The organism is Methanobrevibacter sp., assembly GCF_045126245.1.
Taxonomy (GTDB): domain Archaea; phylum Methanobacteriota; class Methanobacteria; order Methanobacteriales; family Methanobacteriaceae; genus Methanocatella.
Map to the genome: position 1 here is coordinate 1 of NZ_JBGVOG010000015.1, position 14578 is coordinate 14578.

Sequence of the window (14578 nt, forward strand, 5' to 3'; positions counted from 1 at the left end):
TTCACATTTGATTGTGTAACCTGGACCACCAGTTCCGTTTCCATTAGGGCATCCACCTTGAATTACAAAGTTAGGGATTACTCTGTGGAAAGTTAATCCATCATAAAATCCTTCGTTAGCTAATTTTTCAAAGTTAGCTACAGTTCCTGGTGCTTCATTTGGGAATAATTCAAGTACAATATCCCCCTTTTCAGTTTCGATTGTTGCGACTTTCATTTTATCACCTAATTATTATATTGTTTAATCTATTATTAAATCTATTTAATATATTTTTAGTAATTTATATTGAATTTGATTGTGAAAATAGTGCAGGGATATAGATTTAAAAAGAAATGTTCTTTTAGAATTTGCAAAAACATTCTATTCATGTTATTTTTATATAATATGGTTTATACTATATTAATCAAGGAGGGTAAGTATGGCTAAGAAAAATTTGATTATTGCAATGATTCTTTCAGTCATATGGTCCGGATTAGGATTAATATATGCTGAAGATATCAAAAAAGGTATTATTTTAGCTGTTTTGGCCGTAATATGTTATATATTAATGTATACTGTAAGCCAAATCTTTGGAATGGTTGTTTTCATCGTTTGGATTTATTCATTGTATGCAACTTACAAACAAGTCAAGGCCGTAAACGGTGAATAGAATACACAATCCGTATTTATTTAATTTTTTTTCTTTTTTTTATTTATTCATGGTTAACTATTTTTTTAATACTCAATAACTCGTAGAAGTATTTATTATAGATGAAATCCAAAATATTCTATGATTAAATAGTCTATGGAGGTTTTTATATGAACACTCAAGAATTAATTAAGATTGAAGATGATTATTTTATTAACACTTTTACAAGACAACCAATAGTTTTAGATCATGGGGAAGGTGTAAAAGTTACAGATATTGATGGAAACGAATATTTAGATATGTTTGCAGGAATAGCTGTAAATTCATTGGGTCACAATCACCCAAAACTTGTAAAGGCTATTCAGGAACAAGCTGAAAAGCTAATTCACATTTCAAGTATCTATTACAATGAACCGGCCTTAATTTATGCTAAAAGATTAGTTGATTTGACAGACTTCGACAGAATATTTTATGCAAACAGCGGTGCTGAAGCTAATGAAGGTGCCATTAAATTGGCTGTAAAATACACCGGAAAAAGCGAAGTGATATCCACTGTCGATTCATTCCACGGAAGAACTATCATGACACTTGCCGCAACCGGTCATGAGGAATATCATGAGCCATTCAAGCAAGTGATGCCTGAAGGTTTCATCAATGTTGAATATAACAACATCGATGCAATCAAAGAAGCCATAACAGAAAATACTGCAGCCATTATTGTAGAGCCTATTCAAGGTGAAGGCGGAGTAAATGTTCCTGATATGGATTATCTCAAACAAGTGGAAGAGCTTTGTCATGAAAATAACATTGTATTCATTGTTGATGAAGTTCAAACAGGATTTGGAAGATGCGGAACACTCTTTGCCTATGAACAGTTTGGCGTCAAGCCTGACATCATGACAATGGCTAAAGGTATCGGTGGAGGAGTTCCAATGGGTGGTATTCTTGCGACAGAAAAGGTAGCCGGTGCTTTCGTTCCAGGTGATCACGGTACCACTTTCGGGGGAGGTCCTTTGGTCTGTGCTGCAGCCAATGCTGTTTTGGATGCATTTGAAGAGGAGAATATCTTGGATAATGTCAATGAAGTTGGCGAATATTTCATCTCAGAATTGAAAAAATTAGATAAGGAAATAATCGCCGATGTAAGAGGCAAAGGTTTAATGGTTGGATTGGAATTAACCAAACCTGGAGCGGAATATGTGGACAAATTAAGAGAAGCAGGATTTTTAATAAACTGTACTGCAGGCAATGTATTAAGATTTGTCCCACCATTGATAATTACCAAAGAGGAAATTGATGTATTTGTAAAGGCATTGGATGAAATTTTATAAATATTAATTAAAATTTGGCGGTTTAATAATGGCAAGACAAGTGGAATACTTATGCAATACATGCGGATTCAGTTATACTTCAATAGACCAGATATTTTGGATTGATGAATCCGGACAGGTCATTGTTAAACCATTGCTAATGTCTACATCAGCTGAAAGTTTCGATGCATCTGTCAAAGGATTTTTTACCAATTATTATTGTTATGAATGTAAGAAATTCGTCAACAAGTTCATCATTTATAAGAAATCATCAGATTTGGATGATGCAAAGATTATAGAATTAATTGAACAATACAACGATAATTCAAAAATTATCCAGTTCGATGATGTATTTCAAAGATGTCTAACCTGCGGTGCAGATCTGCCTTCAAGGGCGGATTATTCCTTTGCGCTGGACATCAATGATGAATTTCACATTGGTGAAGATGACTATGACTTCTCTAGGGGGGAAGATTATAAATTCGCCGGAATTTATCATGGATATTTCTGTTCAAACTGCAAAAAGCAAATTAATAAGTTCGTTATTACAGAAAATCATGCTAATTTAAAAGATTCTGAAATAAAAGAGATTCTCAAAGACCATACAAACGATTTGACCATATTCATTCGAAATGATTATGACTTATGTCCAGATTGTGGTGAAGAGATATGTTATCTGAATCAGGATTCATCTTGCCCCAATTGCAGAAGGGATAGACTGAACATTGTAAATCAGATTATGGTCGATTAGATTCTTCCTTTTCTTTTTTTCAATACTTTTTTAAGTGAAGTTGAAATTTCCAGGCTTTTTATTTTTTCCAAGCTAGCCCACATCCAGTCGGTATGCTCATCACTTATTTTCACATCTCCTGTGATGTCTGTTAGGTACATCATAATCTGCACGGTTCTTTTGTGCATGTAATCATTTTGGATGGCTTCGCAAAAGTCTCCCACTTTCACATCCAAATTTGTTTCTTCTTTGATTTCGCGAACAAGAGCGTCAACGAAAAATTCACCGCTTTCCACTTTTCCGCCAGGCAGTTCCCACATTTCAGGGTCGGTTCTGGATTTCGGATGTCTTTTGACTATTAAAATTTCATCTTCATCATTTTTGATAATTCCACGCACTGTAAGGCCGTAAGGCATATCCATTTTTATCACCAGTTATTATTTTTTGTTTTAATAGTAATTAATTTCAACGGAGACTCGTTTTCATTCAGTAATTATAAATATTATAAAGTTAAAATGTAAAAACATAATGTAACTTTTTTAGGAGTTTTAATTATGGATTTAAATATTAAAGTCAATGAAAAAAACCACTTGGACATTGGTGGTGCCGATGCAATAGATATTGCAGAAGAATTCGGAACTCCAACCTATGTAATCGATGAAAATAGAATCAGGGATAATTATAATAGATTTTATTCCGCTTTTACAAAATATTATTCTGATTTCAAAGTGTTTTATGCATGTAAAGCCAATACAAACCTTGCTGTTATGAAAATTTTAGAAAGTGAAGGTTGTTGTATTGATGCTGTTTCCCCAGGAGAAGTCCATATTTCCAAAATGCTTGGATTTTCAGGAGACAGAATACTATTTACTGGTAACAACATCACTAACGACGAATTAAAATTTGTCCATGATGAAGGTGCTGTTTTAAATATAGATTCAGTTTCAGCATTGAAAAGATTGGCGAAAATAGTTGATCCTGAAGGATTGAAAATCTCATTCAGGGTAAACCCTATGGTAGGTGCAGGACACCACGATCACTGTATTACCGGTGGAGTGATGAGTAAATTTGGTATAATGGATTCAGAAGCTAGTGATGTTTATGCATTAGCTAAAGAATTAGGATTCAATCCAATAGGTATGCATTCCCACATCGGATCCGGAATTTTAGACCCTGAACCGTTTAAATTGGCTATCGAATCAACAATGGATATTGCCGGTAAAGTCCATGAGGAAGTTGGAATCGACTTTGAGTTTGTTGATTTTGGTGGAGGTGTAGGAATTCCATACACTCCTGAAGAAAACATAGTTGATTTGGATAAATTTGCAGAAGTCAACATAGGATTATTTAAAGAAAAATTAGAGCAATATGACATGGGTTCACCTACAATGTATCTGGAGCCTGGAAGATACTTGGTTGGTGATGCAAGTGTGCTTCTTGTAACCGTAAACAGCCTGAAACAAAGCTACAGAAAATTCATTGGTGTAGATGCAGGTTTCCACACTCTTCTCAGGCCGGCAATGTATGATTCATATCACCACATTGTTGATGCAAGCAAAATGGATGCGGAAAACACTCAGGAAGTTGACATTGCAGGTAACGTATGTGAATCAGGGGACTTGTTTGCACGTGACAGGCCGATGCCTGATGTGGAAGAAGGTGACATCTTAGGTATATTGAATGCTGGAGCATACGGTTTTACTATGTCTTCCAATTACAATTCCAGACCATTGGCTTCAGAGGTATTAGTAACTGATGGTAAATGTTCACTTGTCCGTGAAAGAGAAACATTCGAAGACTTGTATGCAAAACAAAATATCCCACCACATTTAAAATAAGTTGATTATTATGGTTGATTTAAAAGGATTAAAATTCTCAAAAATGCATGGAATAGGTAATGACTTTCCAATAATCGATGAAAGTAAAGGGGAAGTTATTCCTGAAGCTGATAAACCTGAAGCATGTAGGATATTATGCCACAGAAATTTTGGAGTAGGTGGAGATGGCGTATTGTTTGTTGAGCCATCCGATGTAGCTGATATTGGATATAGAATGTTCAATCCAGATGGAAGCGAAGCTGAAATGTGTGGAAATGGTATCAGATGCTTTGGAGATTTTGTTTACAGAAAAGGTATTTTAAAACAGGAAAAAATGACTGTCGAGACCCGGGCCGGAATTAAAACAATTGAAATTACATTAGAAAATGATGAACCGGTGTTATTTAAAGTGGACATGGGTTTATCTACATTTAAAACTCCCGAAATTCCGATGATTTCAGATAAAGAAGAATTCCTCGACGGCGAATTGGATGTTTTGGATACCAAATTCAACTTAACAGCAATCAGTGTTGGAAACCCTCATGCAATTATATTCGTTGATGACGTTGATGAAATAGACATTGACAAATACGGTCCTGCCATTGAGGCTCATGAAGTATTTCCCGAAAAAATCAATGTGCATTTTGTAGAGGTCATTTCTAAAAATGAAGGTAAAATGATTACTTGGGAAAGAGGAGCTGGCGTAACTCTTGCATGCGGAACCGGGGCTACATCAACTGCCATTTCAGGTTTCAAACTAGGTTTATTTGACAGTGACATCCTGCTTCACTTGCCTGGTGGAGACTTGAAATTCAATGTTTATGAAAAAGAAGATAAGTTAGGAGCCTTCATGGAAGGTCCTGCAACTCTTGTTTTTGATGGAGAATTATAATTCTCCTTAATTTAATTTTTTTTCCTATAATATCCTACTATAATGTCTAGCAAACCGAGTATCATTATTAATATAATCCAAATATTGAATTCTTTTCTAAGCAAGGCAAATATAGCCGCCAATATTATGAGTGTAACTCCAATAATTATTGATGTTTTCCATTGTTCCATAGTATCACCTAATCATATTTTATAAGCATTAATTAATGTTATATCTTCAAAAAAGAAGTGTTCACTATCAGCTATTTCTGCTATAAAACCTAATTCATCAAGTTTCTGCAATGTTTCCTCATTGCCTGAAAGTGAAGACTGTATCATCTGCAAAATTCCACCATCATTTAAATGATTTTTCACTTCATTTAAGAACATGTCAATAACTTTCCTACCATTTAATCCACCGTCAAATGCGTAATTTATAGTGTCATCTAAAACTTCACCATCTTCAGTCGGTAGATATGGAGTATTAAATAAAATTACATCAAACTTTCTATTTTTCACAGGCTCAAATAAGTTTCCAAACAATATTTCAATGTTTTCGATGCCGTTGGCTTTGAAGTTCTGCTCGGCCAGCTGGCAGGCATCAAAATTGATATCCGTCACGGTAATCTTATCAGTCAATTTTGAAGCATACATTGCAACTATTCCAGATCCTGTTCCAATTTCTAAAACGCTTTGTCCATTTTCAATCAATAAGTTATCAGCAAGCATATAGCTATCTTCAGCCGGAATATACACGTTGTCATCAGTATTTATTATAAACTCAGGCATTTTATCTACTCGTTAAAAATAGGATTCAATTCTCTTGATAATTTCAATATTTCTTCGGGAGTCAATGTAACTACTCTTCTGGACAGGTATTCATTGATTTCTTCCGATTCGATTTCATTCAATCGCTGTCTTAAAACTTTTTTATCAATATTGCTTATTACATGTCTTGAATCAATCAGGGCATTTCTGATTTTTTTGTTTCTATGCTGGAAAAGCGCTTTTGTGAAATTTGAATATGTTTTGAAATCATTATCCGAAATCTTGCTTTCTTTTGGTGTCAATCTAACAACAGTGGAGTCGATTTTTGGTTTCGGTATGAAGCTTTCAGCGCTGACATCAGTTAATTTTTCCACATTGCATTTGAAATATAGCATTGCTGAAAGTCTGGAATAGTTCTTGCTTCCAACTTCCCCGTTCATTCTCTCGGCAAATTCCTTTTGATACATTAAGATTGCCAGGTCAAAATCATAGTTTAAAAATTTGAAGGTGATTGGTGATGAGATTTGATAAGGTAGATTTGAAATGATTTTATTGAATTTTGGAAAATCAACACTTAATGCATCATCATTAATAAGCTCTACATTATCTATTTTTTCATCTTTAAGCCGTTTGGTCAATATTTTATAGATATTTTCATCTTGCTCTATAGCTATCACTTTTTTAGCTTTTTTAGCAAGTTCAATTGTTAGTGTACCTATTCCAGTTCCTATCTCCAAAACAGTATCATTTTTATCAATGTTTCCAAAATGGACAATTTGGTCCCGTTTATTTTTATCAATTAGATAATTTTGACCAAGATTTTTGTTTAGAGTAATCCCATATTGTTTTAAAATGCTTTTAGTGGTTTTAGATAAGGATTGGGAGGTATCACTAGTCAATTTATCACTTTATCTTGGTTTTCTTTGTTGTCTCCTTTGAGCTCTAGGAGGCTGTGTAAAAAGATTGTATTTGTTTTTACCTCTTTTAGGATTTGTTGTATCTAATTCCAGTTGCACTCTTTTTACAATCATTCCTGCAGGATCTGCAAGTGTTGGAAGTCTTTTTGAAAAGTCCTCAAAGCTTTCAAAAGGTTTTTCTTCCCTTGCTTCGATAATTTCCCACATGTATTTTTTACCAATTCCCGGAATTAACTCTAATTTATGGAGCCTTGTACTTAATGCTTCAGCAGTGTTAAAGAATTCAACAAATCTATCTTCTTGCGCTTCAACAATGTCACGAATTGCATATTCTAATTCAATTCTACTAGTTGCTGTTAAGTTTTCAAAATCTAATTTACCAAGAACTCTGTATATCTTATCTCTTTTTCCTTTTCCGATATATACAGTATCTTGAATCTCTAAATCCACTCCATTTTTAGGAGCTAATTCTAGTAAAGTGAATTGTTCTGTACCAATAGCTTGAGCAATAGCTTTTCCACCAAATTTGGACATGTCTGATTTAACATATCCACGACTTAAATAGTCAAGTACAACAGCATTTTCCTCTTTTTTCACTGTTGGTCCTTTATCTTTTTTATTTTTAGCATCCATTTTATCACTTCACTATTGTTTTTTTTTTCTTTTGTCAAGTTGACTAAAGATAACCTCATTATTAAATTTTATTTTTAAATGTAATAAACATATCTAAAAAAAGTTTATAGTTATCAATTAAATTGTAAAATAAATAAAAAAAAGAGAATAGTTTTAGAACTATTCGAGAATATCGTATTGTTCTAAAATTTCTAAAATTTGTTCCATTTCCTCTTTGGTTGGTTGGTAAGGCTCTTTAGCAAAAATCAATCTTAAATCTGCTAAATCCTTTGGAACTAAATCAACAATGTGAACCACTACTCTGTCTCTTAAGTTAGGAAATGCTTCTTTGAGTTTTTCCATGATTTCTTCGGTATCTTCCACAGAGTATTTTTTAAATCTTGAAAGATGGTTTAAAGTAAGATTTTGCTCATAGTTCAATTCATGTTCGTTGGAAAACTCTTCAAGAATTTCTTTTACTTTTGCGCTTGGTATTGGCTCATTTTCAATTATTTCTTTTCCGATCATAAAAATCAGTTTTGTAATTTTAAGTGGTCTGGTCTAACAATCAATTCTTTAGGTTTGTTTCCATCTTTTAAAGATACGATGTAAGCTTTTCCTTTTTGACCAGTGATTTTACCAGTTTTACCGTGGAATCTAGGAGCTGGTTGTCCTTTTTGAATACTTGGGTTAATGGTAATGTGAACTAAGTCCCCTTCTTCAAATCTTTGGAGTCTGTTTGTAATTGGATTAGTTCTACCTGGCCTTTGTACTTTAGTCATTTTTTTTCTTGATCTACTTTTCAATCCTCTTGATCTTTGCATATGAATAACCTCTTAATCAGTTCTGCACTGGGTATATAAATTAATCTATGTTATCAGCTACCTAGTATCAAAAGCCCATAAATACTAGTAACATAGAATGTGAAAATAATAAATTATCATCAGTGATATGATAATATTATAATTTTAGTTTGATGGTATTAATATACTTTTAGTTTTTGGGTGATTTTTAAAAATTTTTTTTTAATTTATAAATTTAAGGTTACGGTCGTTGGTGTAAAAAATAAGGTGGATAAAGATAACTAAAAATTTAGTTATCTTCAAATCTTCTTCTGTCAATTAATTCTTGACGTTTACCTGGGTTCCATCCGCCGGAAGCGGATTTTGCACGTCCTACTTGTTGCACGTAACCGGTAATTCTGTCATACCATTCCACATCTTCGCTTTCACCGCAAGTAGGGCAGGTGTTGTTTAAACCTTTCATTAAGGTTTTACATTTAAGACAGAAACTTAAAGCAGAACTGTAAGCCCAGAATCCGATATCGGATTTTTTGGCAATTTTGTTTGTTAAACTCATTAATGAATCTGGGTCTGAGTAGGATTCTCCCATGAATGCATGGAAGATGTGTCCACCAGGAGTTAAACTGTGATACTGTTCTTCAATTTTGATTTTTTCAATTAATGATGCTCCGGTATCTACTGGCACATGTGAGGAGTTGGTGTAGTAGTTCGCATTTCCTTCACCTTGCACGATAGCCTGATCGCCAAATTGTTTTTTGTCAAGGGTTGCAAATCTGTATGCAGTAGATTCTGCAGGAGTTTGTAAAACACTCCATCTGAGTCCGGTTTCATTTTTCAATTCGTCAGCTCTTTGGTTAACGTATTCAAGACATTTTATACCAAATTTATTTGCGTCAGGATTTTCGATTCCTTCACCGAATAAGGATAATAACATTTCGTTAAGTCCAACGAAACCGAAGGATAAAGTTGAATTTTGGATTCTGTAGTATGAATCTTCAGCTACTCTTTGTTTTAAGAACGGTAAAATGTGGAAATCATTTAAACATTTCAATCCTTGTTCTCTTCTAAGCATTAAGGTTTCAACAGCTAAATCCATGTATTCATCCAAGTATTCGAACACTTGGTTTTCATCTTTGGATTGGTATCCGATTCTTGGGAAGTTTAAGGTTACGTAAGCTAAGTTACCGGTTCTTAAACAGTCTTGGTCCCAGTCACCGGTCCAGGTGTCTTGTAAACAAGTTCTGCAACCCATGTAGTTAGCCATTTTTCCTCTGTATTTAGGGAACATGTTCACGAAGTAGGATGAGCCGTATTTTGCGGACAATTCATGAACTAAACGAATGTCTTCTTCATATTCGCTGGTCATGGTTTCTTTACGTAATGTGTAAATTGTATTTGGGAATAAGTGAGGTTTACCTTCATTGTCCCCTTCGAGTAAGGTTTCGGTAAATGCTCTTTGGATTAATCTGGTTTCTTCTTCAAAGTCAGCGTAAGTTCCAACAACTTTACCTTTTGGTCCGTATGCAGTTTCATCTTTCAAGAAGTCAGGAACACCGAATTCCAATGCCATACTTGTAAATGGAACCTGTGATCCTCTTGCAGCGTATGCCATGTTCAAGTTGTAAACGAGCATTTGAACTGATTGTTTGATTTCGTCATAGGTTCTTCCTCTTGCAAATGGTGCTACAAACACGTTCCAAAGGGACATACCTTGTCCACCGGACATGTTTTGTTGTGCTGCAAGCATGATTTCACCTGTGTGGTTCATTAAGGTTTCCATGTGGTTTGGTGCACCTGCAATGGAGGTGTGGTCACCGGTACCGTCTACCTTAAGACCGTATTGGATGAAAGTCCTTATGTCGTGTTGCATACAGTTTAAAGGCCTGCCTGCGAAGAATTCTAAATCGTGAATGTGAATGTCACCGGCCATGTGTGCATCTGCTAAGTGTGCCGGAAGCATTTTTAAAAGTGCGTATTGTTTTAAAGCTTCGTCTGCCACATGCTTGTGAATACTTTCAGGGTTGTGAATCATATTTGCGTTATCTCTGTTACCGTTTTCAATTAAAGAGGTGATGTTGTATACAGGAATACCTAAACGAGTATAACGGCTTCTTAAATCTTCCAAACCATATTCAATCAATTTGGTGTTAACCATTTCCCTGATCATTGGAGCTGTCAAGTATTCGACATTTAATTTTTTGAGCTCTTTCCAAGTTTCAGTAGCAATTTCAAAAGCAGTTTCTTGGCTTGCACCTGTTTCTTCAATTAAAGTGTTGGCAATTTTTGATAAATCGAATGCTTCGATAGTGTCTCTTGAAGTACGTACTTTTAGTTGAGTGCTTGCCAAATATTTGTTTGCAATTTCACTATCGATGTCTTCTAAACATTCATAAACAATTTTTTTGATTTCTTTTGTTGTAATTCCATCGTATAATTGGGATACAACAGTTGCCACAATCTTATCAGATTCGAAGAATGGTGTTTCAACCATTACTAATGATTTTAGTAGCTTTTCATAACTGAATCTTTCTTTGATTCCGTTATTTTTCTCTACGTTTATTTTTACGGATTCATTTAATTTATTTCCGATTTCTGAACTTCTTTCCATTATTATCCACCTTAAGTATATAGTCAATTATAATATTGAACTTAATTGTATAAACATAGTTCGTTTAAATACGAACAAGTTTCAATTAATTATATCATTTTTTTAGTATATAAATTGTTCGTCTTAATACGAACAGTATTTATCTACTCTGAAATTTATTATGTATTTCATATTAAAAATTAAAAGTCCGAGAGCAAAAGAAAAGTATTGAATTTCAGAAGAAAATATCCAAAGAACTTTGTTTTGATTTGTCACTCTCGAAAAGGGAGTTGATACCAAACTCCTGTATCTCCAAACGCTGCTTTAGGTAATGTGAAACAGGGTATCTGCTTACCAGGTCTCTTGAAATTTCAAGGTATTTGGTAACGGATCCTTTAGAAACTGAAAGGATTAGATTGCCTCCGCAGTGGCATTTTCCGGTAAGCGGCATTCTTCTATATTTAGCACCACACTTTGTGCACCTTACTTTTTGCTTTGAAAATGCACGGGAGTTTCCCATAATGTCCGGCAGGAAGTGGGATGATAAGACTTTCTCCACAACCCCTCTTTGATCAACTGCCCTGATTGTTTCGGCAAGGCTGATTTGGGCTTCCACCTTTTCTCTCATTGATGGCAGTCTTTTATAAAGACACACTGTCGGTCCTGCATGGATGCTTGATGTATGGTGTGAAAACATCAATCCCTCATATTGCTCTGGAGTTCCCAAATGCTTTTCAACATTGTCGATATATTCCAAAACCTCTGCAGGTTTAAGTGGACTGTATGTCTTTTCATAGAATTCCACAGGGAATCTTTCGAATATGTCTAAATTGTGGGATTCATCGTCAATCTCTTCGGGATCAATTCTTGATGATAAAACTAAAGGAGCATCCATACTTCCCCCTCTGGTATTTGGCAAGTATGTCTTTGAGAAGTTGATTAAAGCATCCAAAAGCAACATTATCGCATCTTCGTCACTGTCGCAGTTTCTACGTTTTGCAGAATGGAAGTAAGGGTGTGCATAACATCCTAAAGCTTTGGTAAATCCTATTATTCTTCCTAAAACTCCTGCAGATGTGTGCGGCGCAAGCCCTGCAACCAAATGTCCAATCAAATCACTTTTTTCCTTGACATTATAGAATGCATCCATTCCGTAATATCTTGTAAGCTCATCATCAATAAACTGTGCAGTTCTAAGCAGATATTCTCCACAATTGTCGGATATAACAATGTCCTGAACCTTAAGCTCAATGATTTGGTCTTCATTTTCTATCGGATTTCCATAACAGTCCTTTTCATAACCCATTTCCAGCAACTTTTCAACTGTAACTCCAATTTCCTTTGGAATGAAATGAGTCAATGGCAAGTCGGTTGAATCGTGACGGATTGTACCGTCTTTGAATGTAAACACTTCATTTTTGGCTCTTAATATTCCTTTTTCAAGAGGTTCCGGCAGTTTTGCTTCGGATATCATTCCAACTACGCCTTTCACCTCATCAACTCTTCTTACTTTAACGTTGTCTGAAGCTTTTTTAAGCATACTTGCAAGGGGAATGTTTTTAGTGCTTGGTTTTCCCATTTCGGTTGGATGGCCACATTTTGGACAAATGGAGTTAAAAGAACTGATTCCACATTCAGGATTGGTACATTTTCTTCTGGATAAATCAACTTTTATATTTCCCCTTTTAGCGGCGGTTGCCACCAGTCTTCTTGAACCGCCATAATTGCCGATTGGGAACAATCCGTGAGGTGCCGGCTTCATCAATCTTTCCTTGGATTTTTCAGGCCTACCGACACGGGTACCGATGTACGCCGGTGCCTTATTCATAATCTCAACAGGTGACACTTCGTTTACAGCTTCAATTGTGGTATTCCTTTGAGGCAATCTTTTAGGCAGTGTAACAAGCAGGGAATATGAGTGATCCTTGTCTATGATGATTTTCCCGTCACGCACCTTGTGGGGAACACCGATTATTTCCAGTGTCCTTTTCGGATAGGACATGTCCAATTTCAATTCTTCATTTGGCTTATAACCTGATTTGGATTTGTTCATTAAATCTATCAGGGAATTCAAATCATCGATAGTCACATCATTATAGCAGTAAGTGTATTTCGGATGAAGCGGAATGTCATAATCCTTGGAGAGTTTGAATGCTTCAATGGAAGGGATATAATCATATTCGAGTTTGTGCAAATCCAAATCATTATTGTCCTTATCGAATTTTTCACTTCTTGTCAATAATTGAATCCACCATTCTTCACACCATCCTGACGGGTATAAAGGCTGGTTGTTTCTTAAAAATTCTCCAAATGCAACAAGCATGTCGCCCAGGAATAAAATTTCAACAACATCCTTTTTAAGTTCACGTGCTTGCTTGATGCTGTCGATTATCACGACATCGCCGTTTTTAAGTTTGACGGTTGGTCCTTCAATTGAATCTACAGGAACGACACAGTTTCCTTTTCCAGGGTATTCGATTTTAAGCTGTGTTCCAACAGCCAAGAAATCAAGCAAGGCCATGGTGGCGGGGTGAACTCCCATTGTGGCGAGACCGGTATTTCTGCTTCTTCCGTATCTTAACCTAAATCCTCCTTTTTCTGAAGGGTAACCTAAAATAGGCCTTCCGCCAATGATATCCTGAATATATTTAGGTTCACTAACAATATCTGAATCTCCGCTGTCATCGCTTGTGGAATCATCCGTTTTAGGTTTTGAATATTCAGAAAGCCATTCCCAGTCAAGATTCAATTTCTTTGAAATTTTATGAATCTTTTTGGATTTTTGGATAACGCCCTCTACCATCGCAAGGAGGGCTCCTCCACGAATGTTGTTTGTTTCAACACGTTCTAAGTCCCTGTGGGATACTTCTACCTTATCAGTCTGTTCTCCTGTAACTTCAACGGGGATATGGTTTGCAGCGAATCTCACTTCTTCTGGTGTTGGTGAGTATTGGAGGTTTGTAACTTCTGACTCGTAAAGTTCAACTTCCTCTACATATCTTTCTATTTCCTCGTCAATCGGTTTGAAGGCATCGATATTAATAGCTTGTCTGATTTTGTCTCCTAAAAGAACCGCAAGTGCTGCAGCAGTACCTCCAGCACTCCTGATAGGTCCTGCAAAGTAGACTCCAATATATTTTGTTCCATCGAAGTTCTCTTTAATCTTCACTTGGGAAATACCTTCCAGGGGAGCCGCCACAACTCCTTCTGTTAGGATTGCAAGTGCAGTCCTGAGCCCCTGGTCGCATCTCTGTTCCTCATTGTAATCAGCCTTTTCGCCTTTCAGCTCAAAGGTTCCTGATGCAATTTCAGCAGCAATTTCAAAAGCAACTTCTTCTCTTGTTATATCTTGTTCCAATTCCTTAATACGATTTGCAACACCTTCAGGACCAACAAGCCCTTCTACTCTTTCAGCTAAATCCTTTGCAAGAGGCACTTCAGTTTTTGTTTCAACATCCAAACCTTTTGATCTAGCTTCATTAGCTATTTCGTATAGGTGATGGGTATCAGCTTCTAATCTGTCAAAATAATCCATT

Annotated in this window: 15 protein-coding genes; 5 read left to right on the forward strand and 10 right to left on the reverse strand. The window is 35.6% G+C overall.

Annotated elements, in window-relative coordinates; translation table 11 throughout:
- A partial coding sequence (locus tag ACJMLZ_RS00955; protein ID WP_405303465.1) for a peptidylprolyl isomerase occupies window positions 1–216 on the reverse strand: 216 nt, incomplete at its 3' end.
- A gap of 202 nt (window positions 217–418) precedes the next feature.
- Between ACJMLZ_RS00955 and ACJMLZ_RS00960 the strand changes: the two genes are divergently transcribed.
- From ACJMLZ_RS00960 to ACJMLZ_RS00970, 3 genes are all read left to right on the forward strand, one after another.
- Window positions 419–649: a hypothetical protein gene (locus ACJMLZ_RS00960; RefSeq protein ID WP_405303467.1), complete on the forward strand. Its 231-nt coding sequence runs from the start codon at window positions 419–421 to the stop codon at window positions 647–649.
- 149 nt (window positions 650–798) lie between these two features.
- Window positions 799–1959 carry an acetylornithine transaminase gene (locus ACJMLZ_RS00965; RefSeq protein ID WP_405303469.1) on the forward strand — a complete coding sequence of 387 codons (1161 nt, stop codon included), beginning with the start codon at window positions 799–801 and terminating at the stop codon, window positions 1957–1959.
- A gap of 28 nt (window positions 1960–1987) precedes the next feature.
- Window positions 1988–2689 (forward strand): hypothetical protein, encoded by a 702-nt coding sequence (locus ACJMLZ_RS00970; protein WP_405303471.1) that lies wholly within the window; start codon window positions 1988–1990, stop codon window positions 2687–2689.
- Here the strand turns inward: ACJMLZ_RS00970 and ACJMLZ_RS00975 are convergent.
- Window positions 2686–3090 carry an NUDIX domain-containing protein gene (locus tag ACJMLZ_RS00975; RefSeq protein WP_405303473.1) on the reverse strand — a complete coding sequence of 135 codons (405 nt, stop codon included), beginning with the start codon at window positions 3088–3090 and terminating at the stop codon, window positions 2686–2688. The two genes, ACJMLZ_RS00970 and ACJMLZ_RS00975, sit on opposite strands and share 4 nt — an antisense overlap.
- A gap of 132 nt (window positions 3091–3222) precedes the next feature.
- Between ACJMLZ_RS00975 and lysA the strand changes: the two genes are divergently transcribed.
- Both lysA and dapF read left to right on the forward strand, forming a co-directional pair.
- Window positions 3223–4506, forward strand: a complete 1284-nt coding sequence (gene lysA, locus ACJMLZ_RS00980) for a diaminopimelate decarboxylase (protein ID WP_405303476.1) — start codon at window positions 3223–3225, stop codon at window positions 4504–4506.
- Between the two features lie 10 nt (window positions 4507–4516).
- Window positions 4517–5377, forward strand: a complete 861-nt coding sequence (gene dapF / locus ACJMLZ_RS00985; RefSeq protein WP_405303479.1) for a diaminopimelate epimerase — start codon at window positions 4517–4519, stop codon at window positions 5375–5377.
- Between the two features lie 11 nt (window positions 5378–5388).
- Here the strand turns inward: dapF and ACJMLZ_RS00990 are convergent, their stop codons facing one another.
- The 8 genes from ACJMLZ_RS00990 to polC form a co-directional block, all read right to left on the reverse strand.
- A complete protein-coding gene (locus ACJMLZ_RS00990; protein ID WP_405303481.1) occupies window positions 5389–5547 on the reverse strand; it encodes a hypothetical protein in 159 nt (52 codons plus the stop codon).
- A 12-nt stretch (window positions 5548–5559) separates the two neighbouring features.
- Complete coding sequence (locus tag ACJMLZ_RS00995) at window positions 5560–6144, reverse strand: HemK2/MTQ2 family protein methyltransferase (RefSeq protein WP_405303483.1); 585 nt, start codon at window positions 6142–6144, stop codon at window positions 5560–5562.
- 5 nt (window positions 6145–6149) lie between these two features.
- Window positions 6150–7022 (reverse strand): 16S rRNA (adenine(1518)-N(6)/adenine(1519)-N(6))-dimethyltransferase RsmA, encoded by an 873-nt coding sequence (rsmA, locus tag ACJMLZ_RS01000; protein ID WP_405303485.1) that lies wholly within the window; start codon window positions 7020–7022, stop codon window positions 6150–6152.
- A 9-nt stretch (window positions 7023–7031) separates the two neighbouring features.
- Window positions 7032–7673, reverse strand: a complete 642-nt coding sequence (locus ACJMLZ_RS01005) for a DUF655 domain-containing protein (RefSeq protein ID WP_405303487.1) — start codon at window positions 7671–7673, stop codon at window positions 7032–7034.
- Window positions 7674–7832: 159 nt separating this feature from the next.
- Window positions 7833–8180, reverse strand: a complete 348-nt coding sequence (locus ACJMLZ_RS01010) for an RNA polymerase Rpb4 family protein (protein ID WP_405303489.1) — start codon at window positions 8178–8180, stop codon at window positions 7833–7835.
- A gap of 5 nt (window positions 8181–8185) precedes the next feature.
- Window positions 8186–8476 carry a 50S ribosomal protein L21e gene (locus ACJMLZ_RS01015; RefSeq protein WP_405303491.1) on the reverse strand — a complete coding sequence of 97 codons (291 nt, stop codon included), beginning with the start codon at window positions 8474–8476 and terminating at the stop codon, window positions 8186–8188.
- A gap of 268 nt (window positions 8477–8744) precedes the next feature.
- Window positions 8745–11063 carry an anaerobic ribonucleoside-triphosphate reductase gene (gene nrdD, locus ACJMLZ_RS01020; RefSeq protein WP_405303493.1) on the reverse strand — a complete coding sequence of 773 codons (2319 nt, stop codon included), beginning with the start codon at window positions 11061–11063 and terminating at the stop codon, window positions 8745–8747.
- Window positions 11064–11277: 214 nt separating this feature from the next.
- On the reverse strand, window positions 11278–14577 hold the full coding sequence (polC, locus tag ACJMLZ_RS01025; protein WP_405303494.1) for a DNA polymerase II large subunit: 3300 nt from the start codon (window positions 14575–14577) through the stop codon (window positions 11278–11280).
- Window position 14578: the final 1 nt, after the last annotated feature.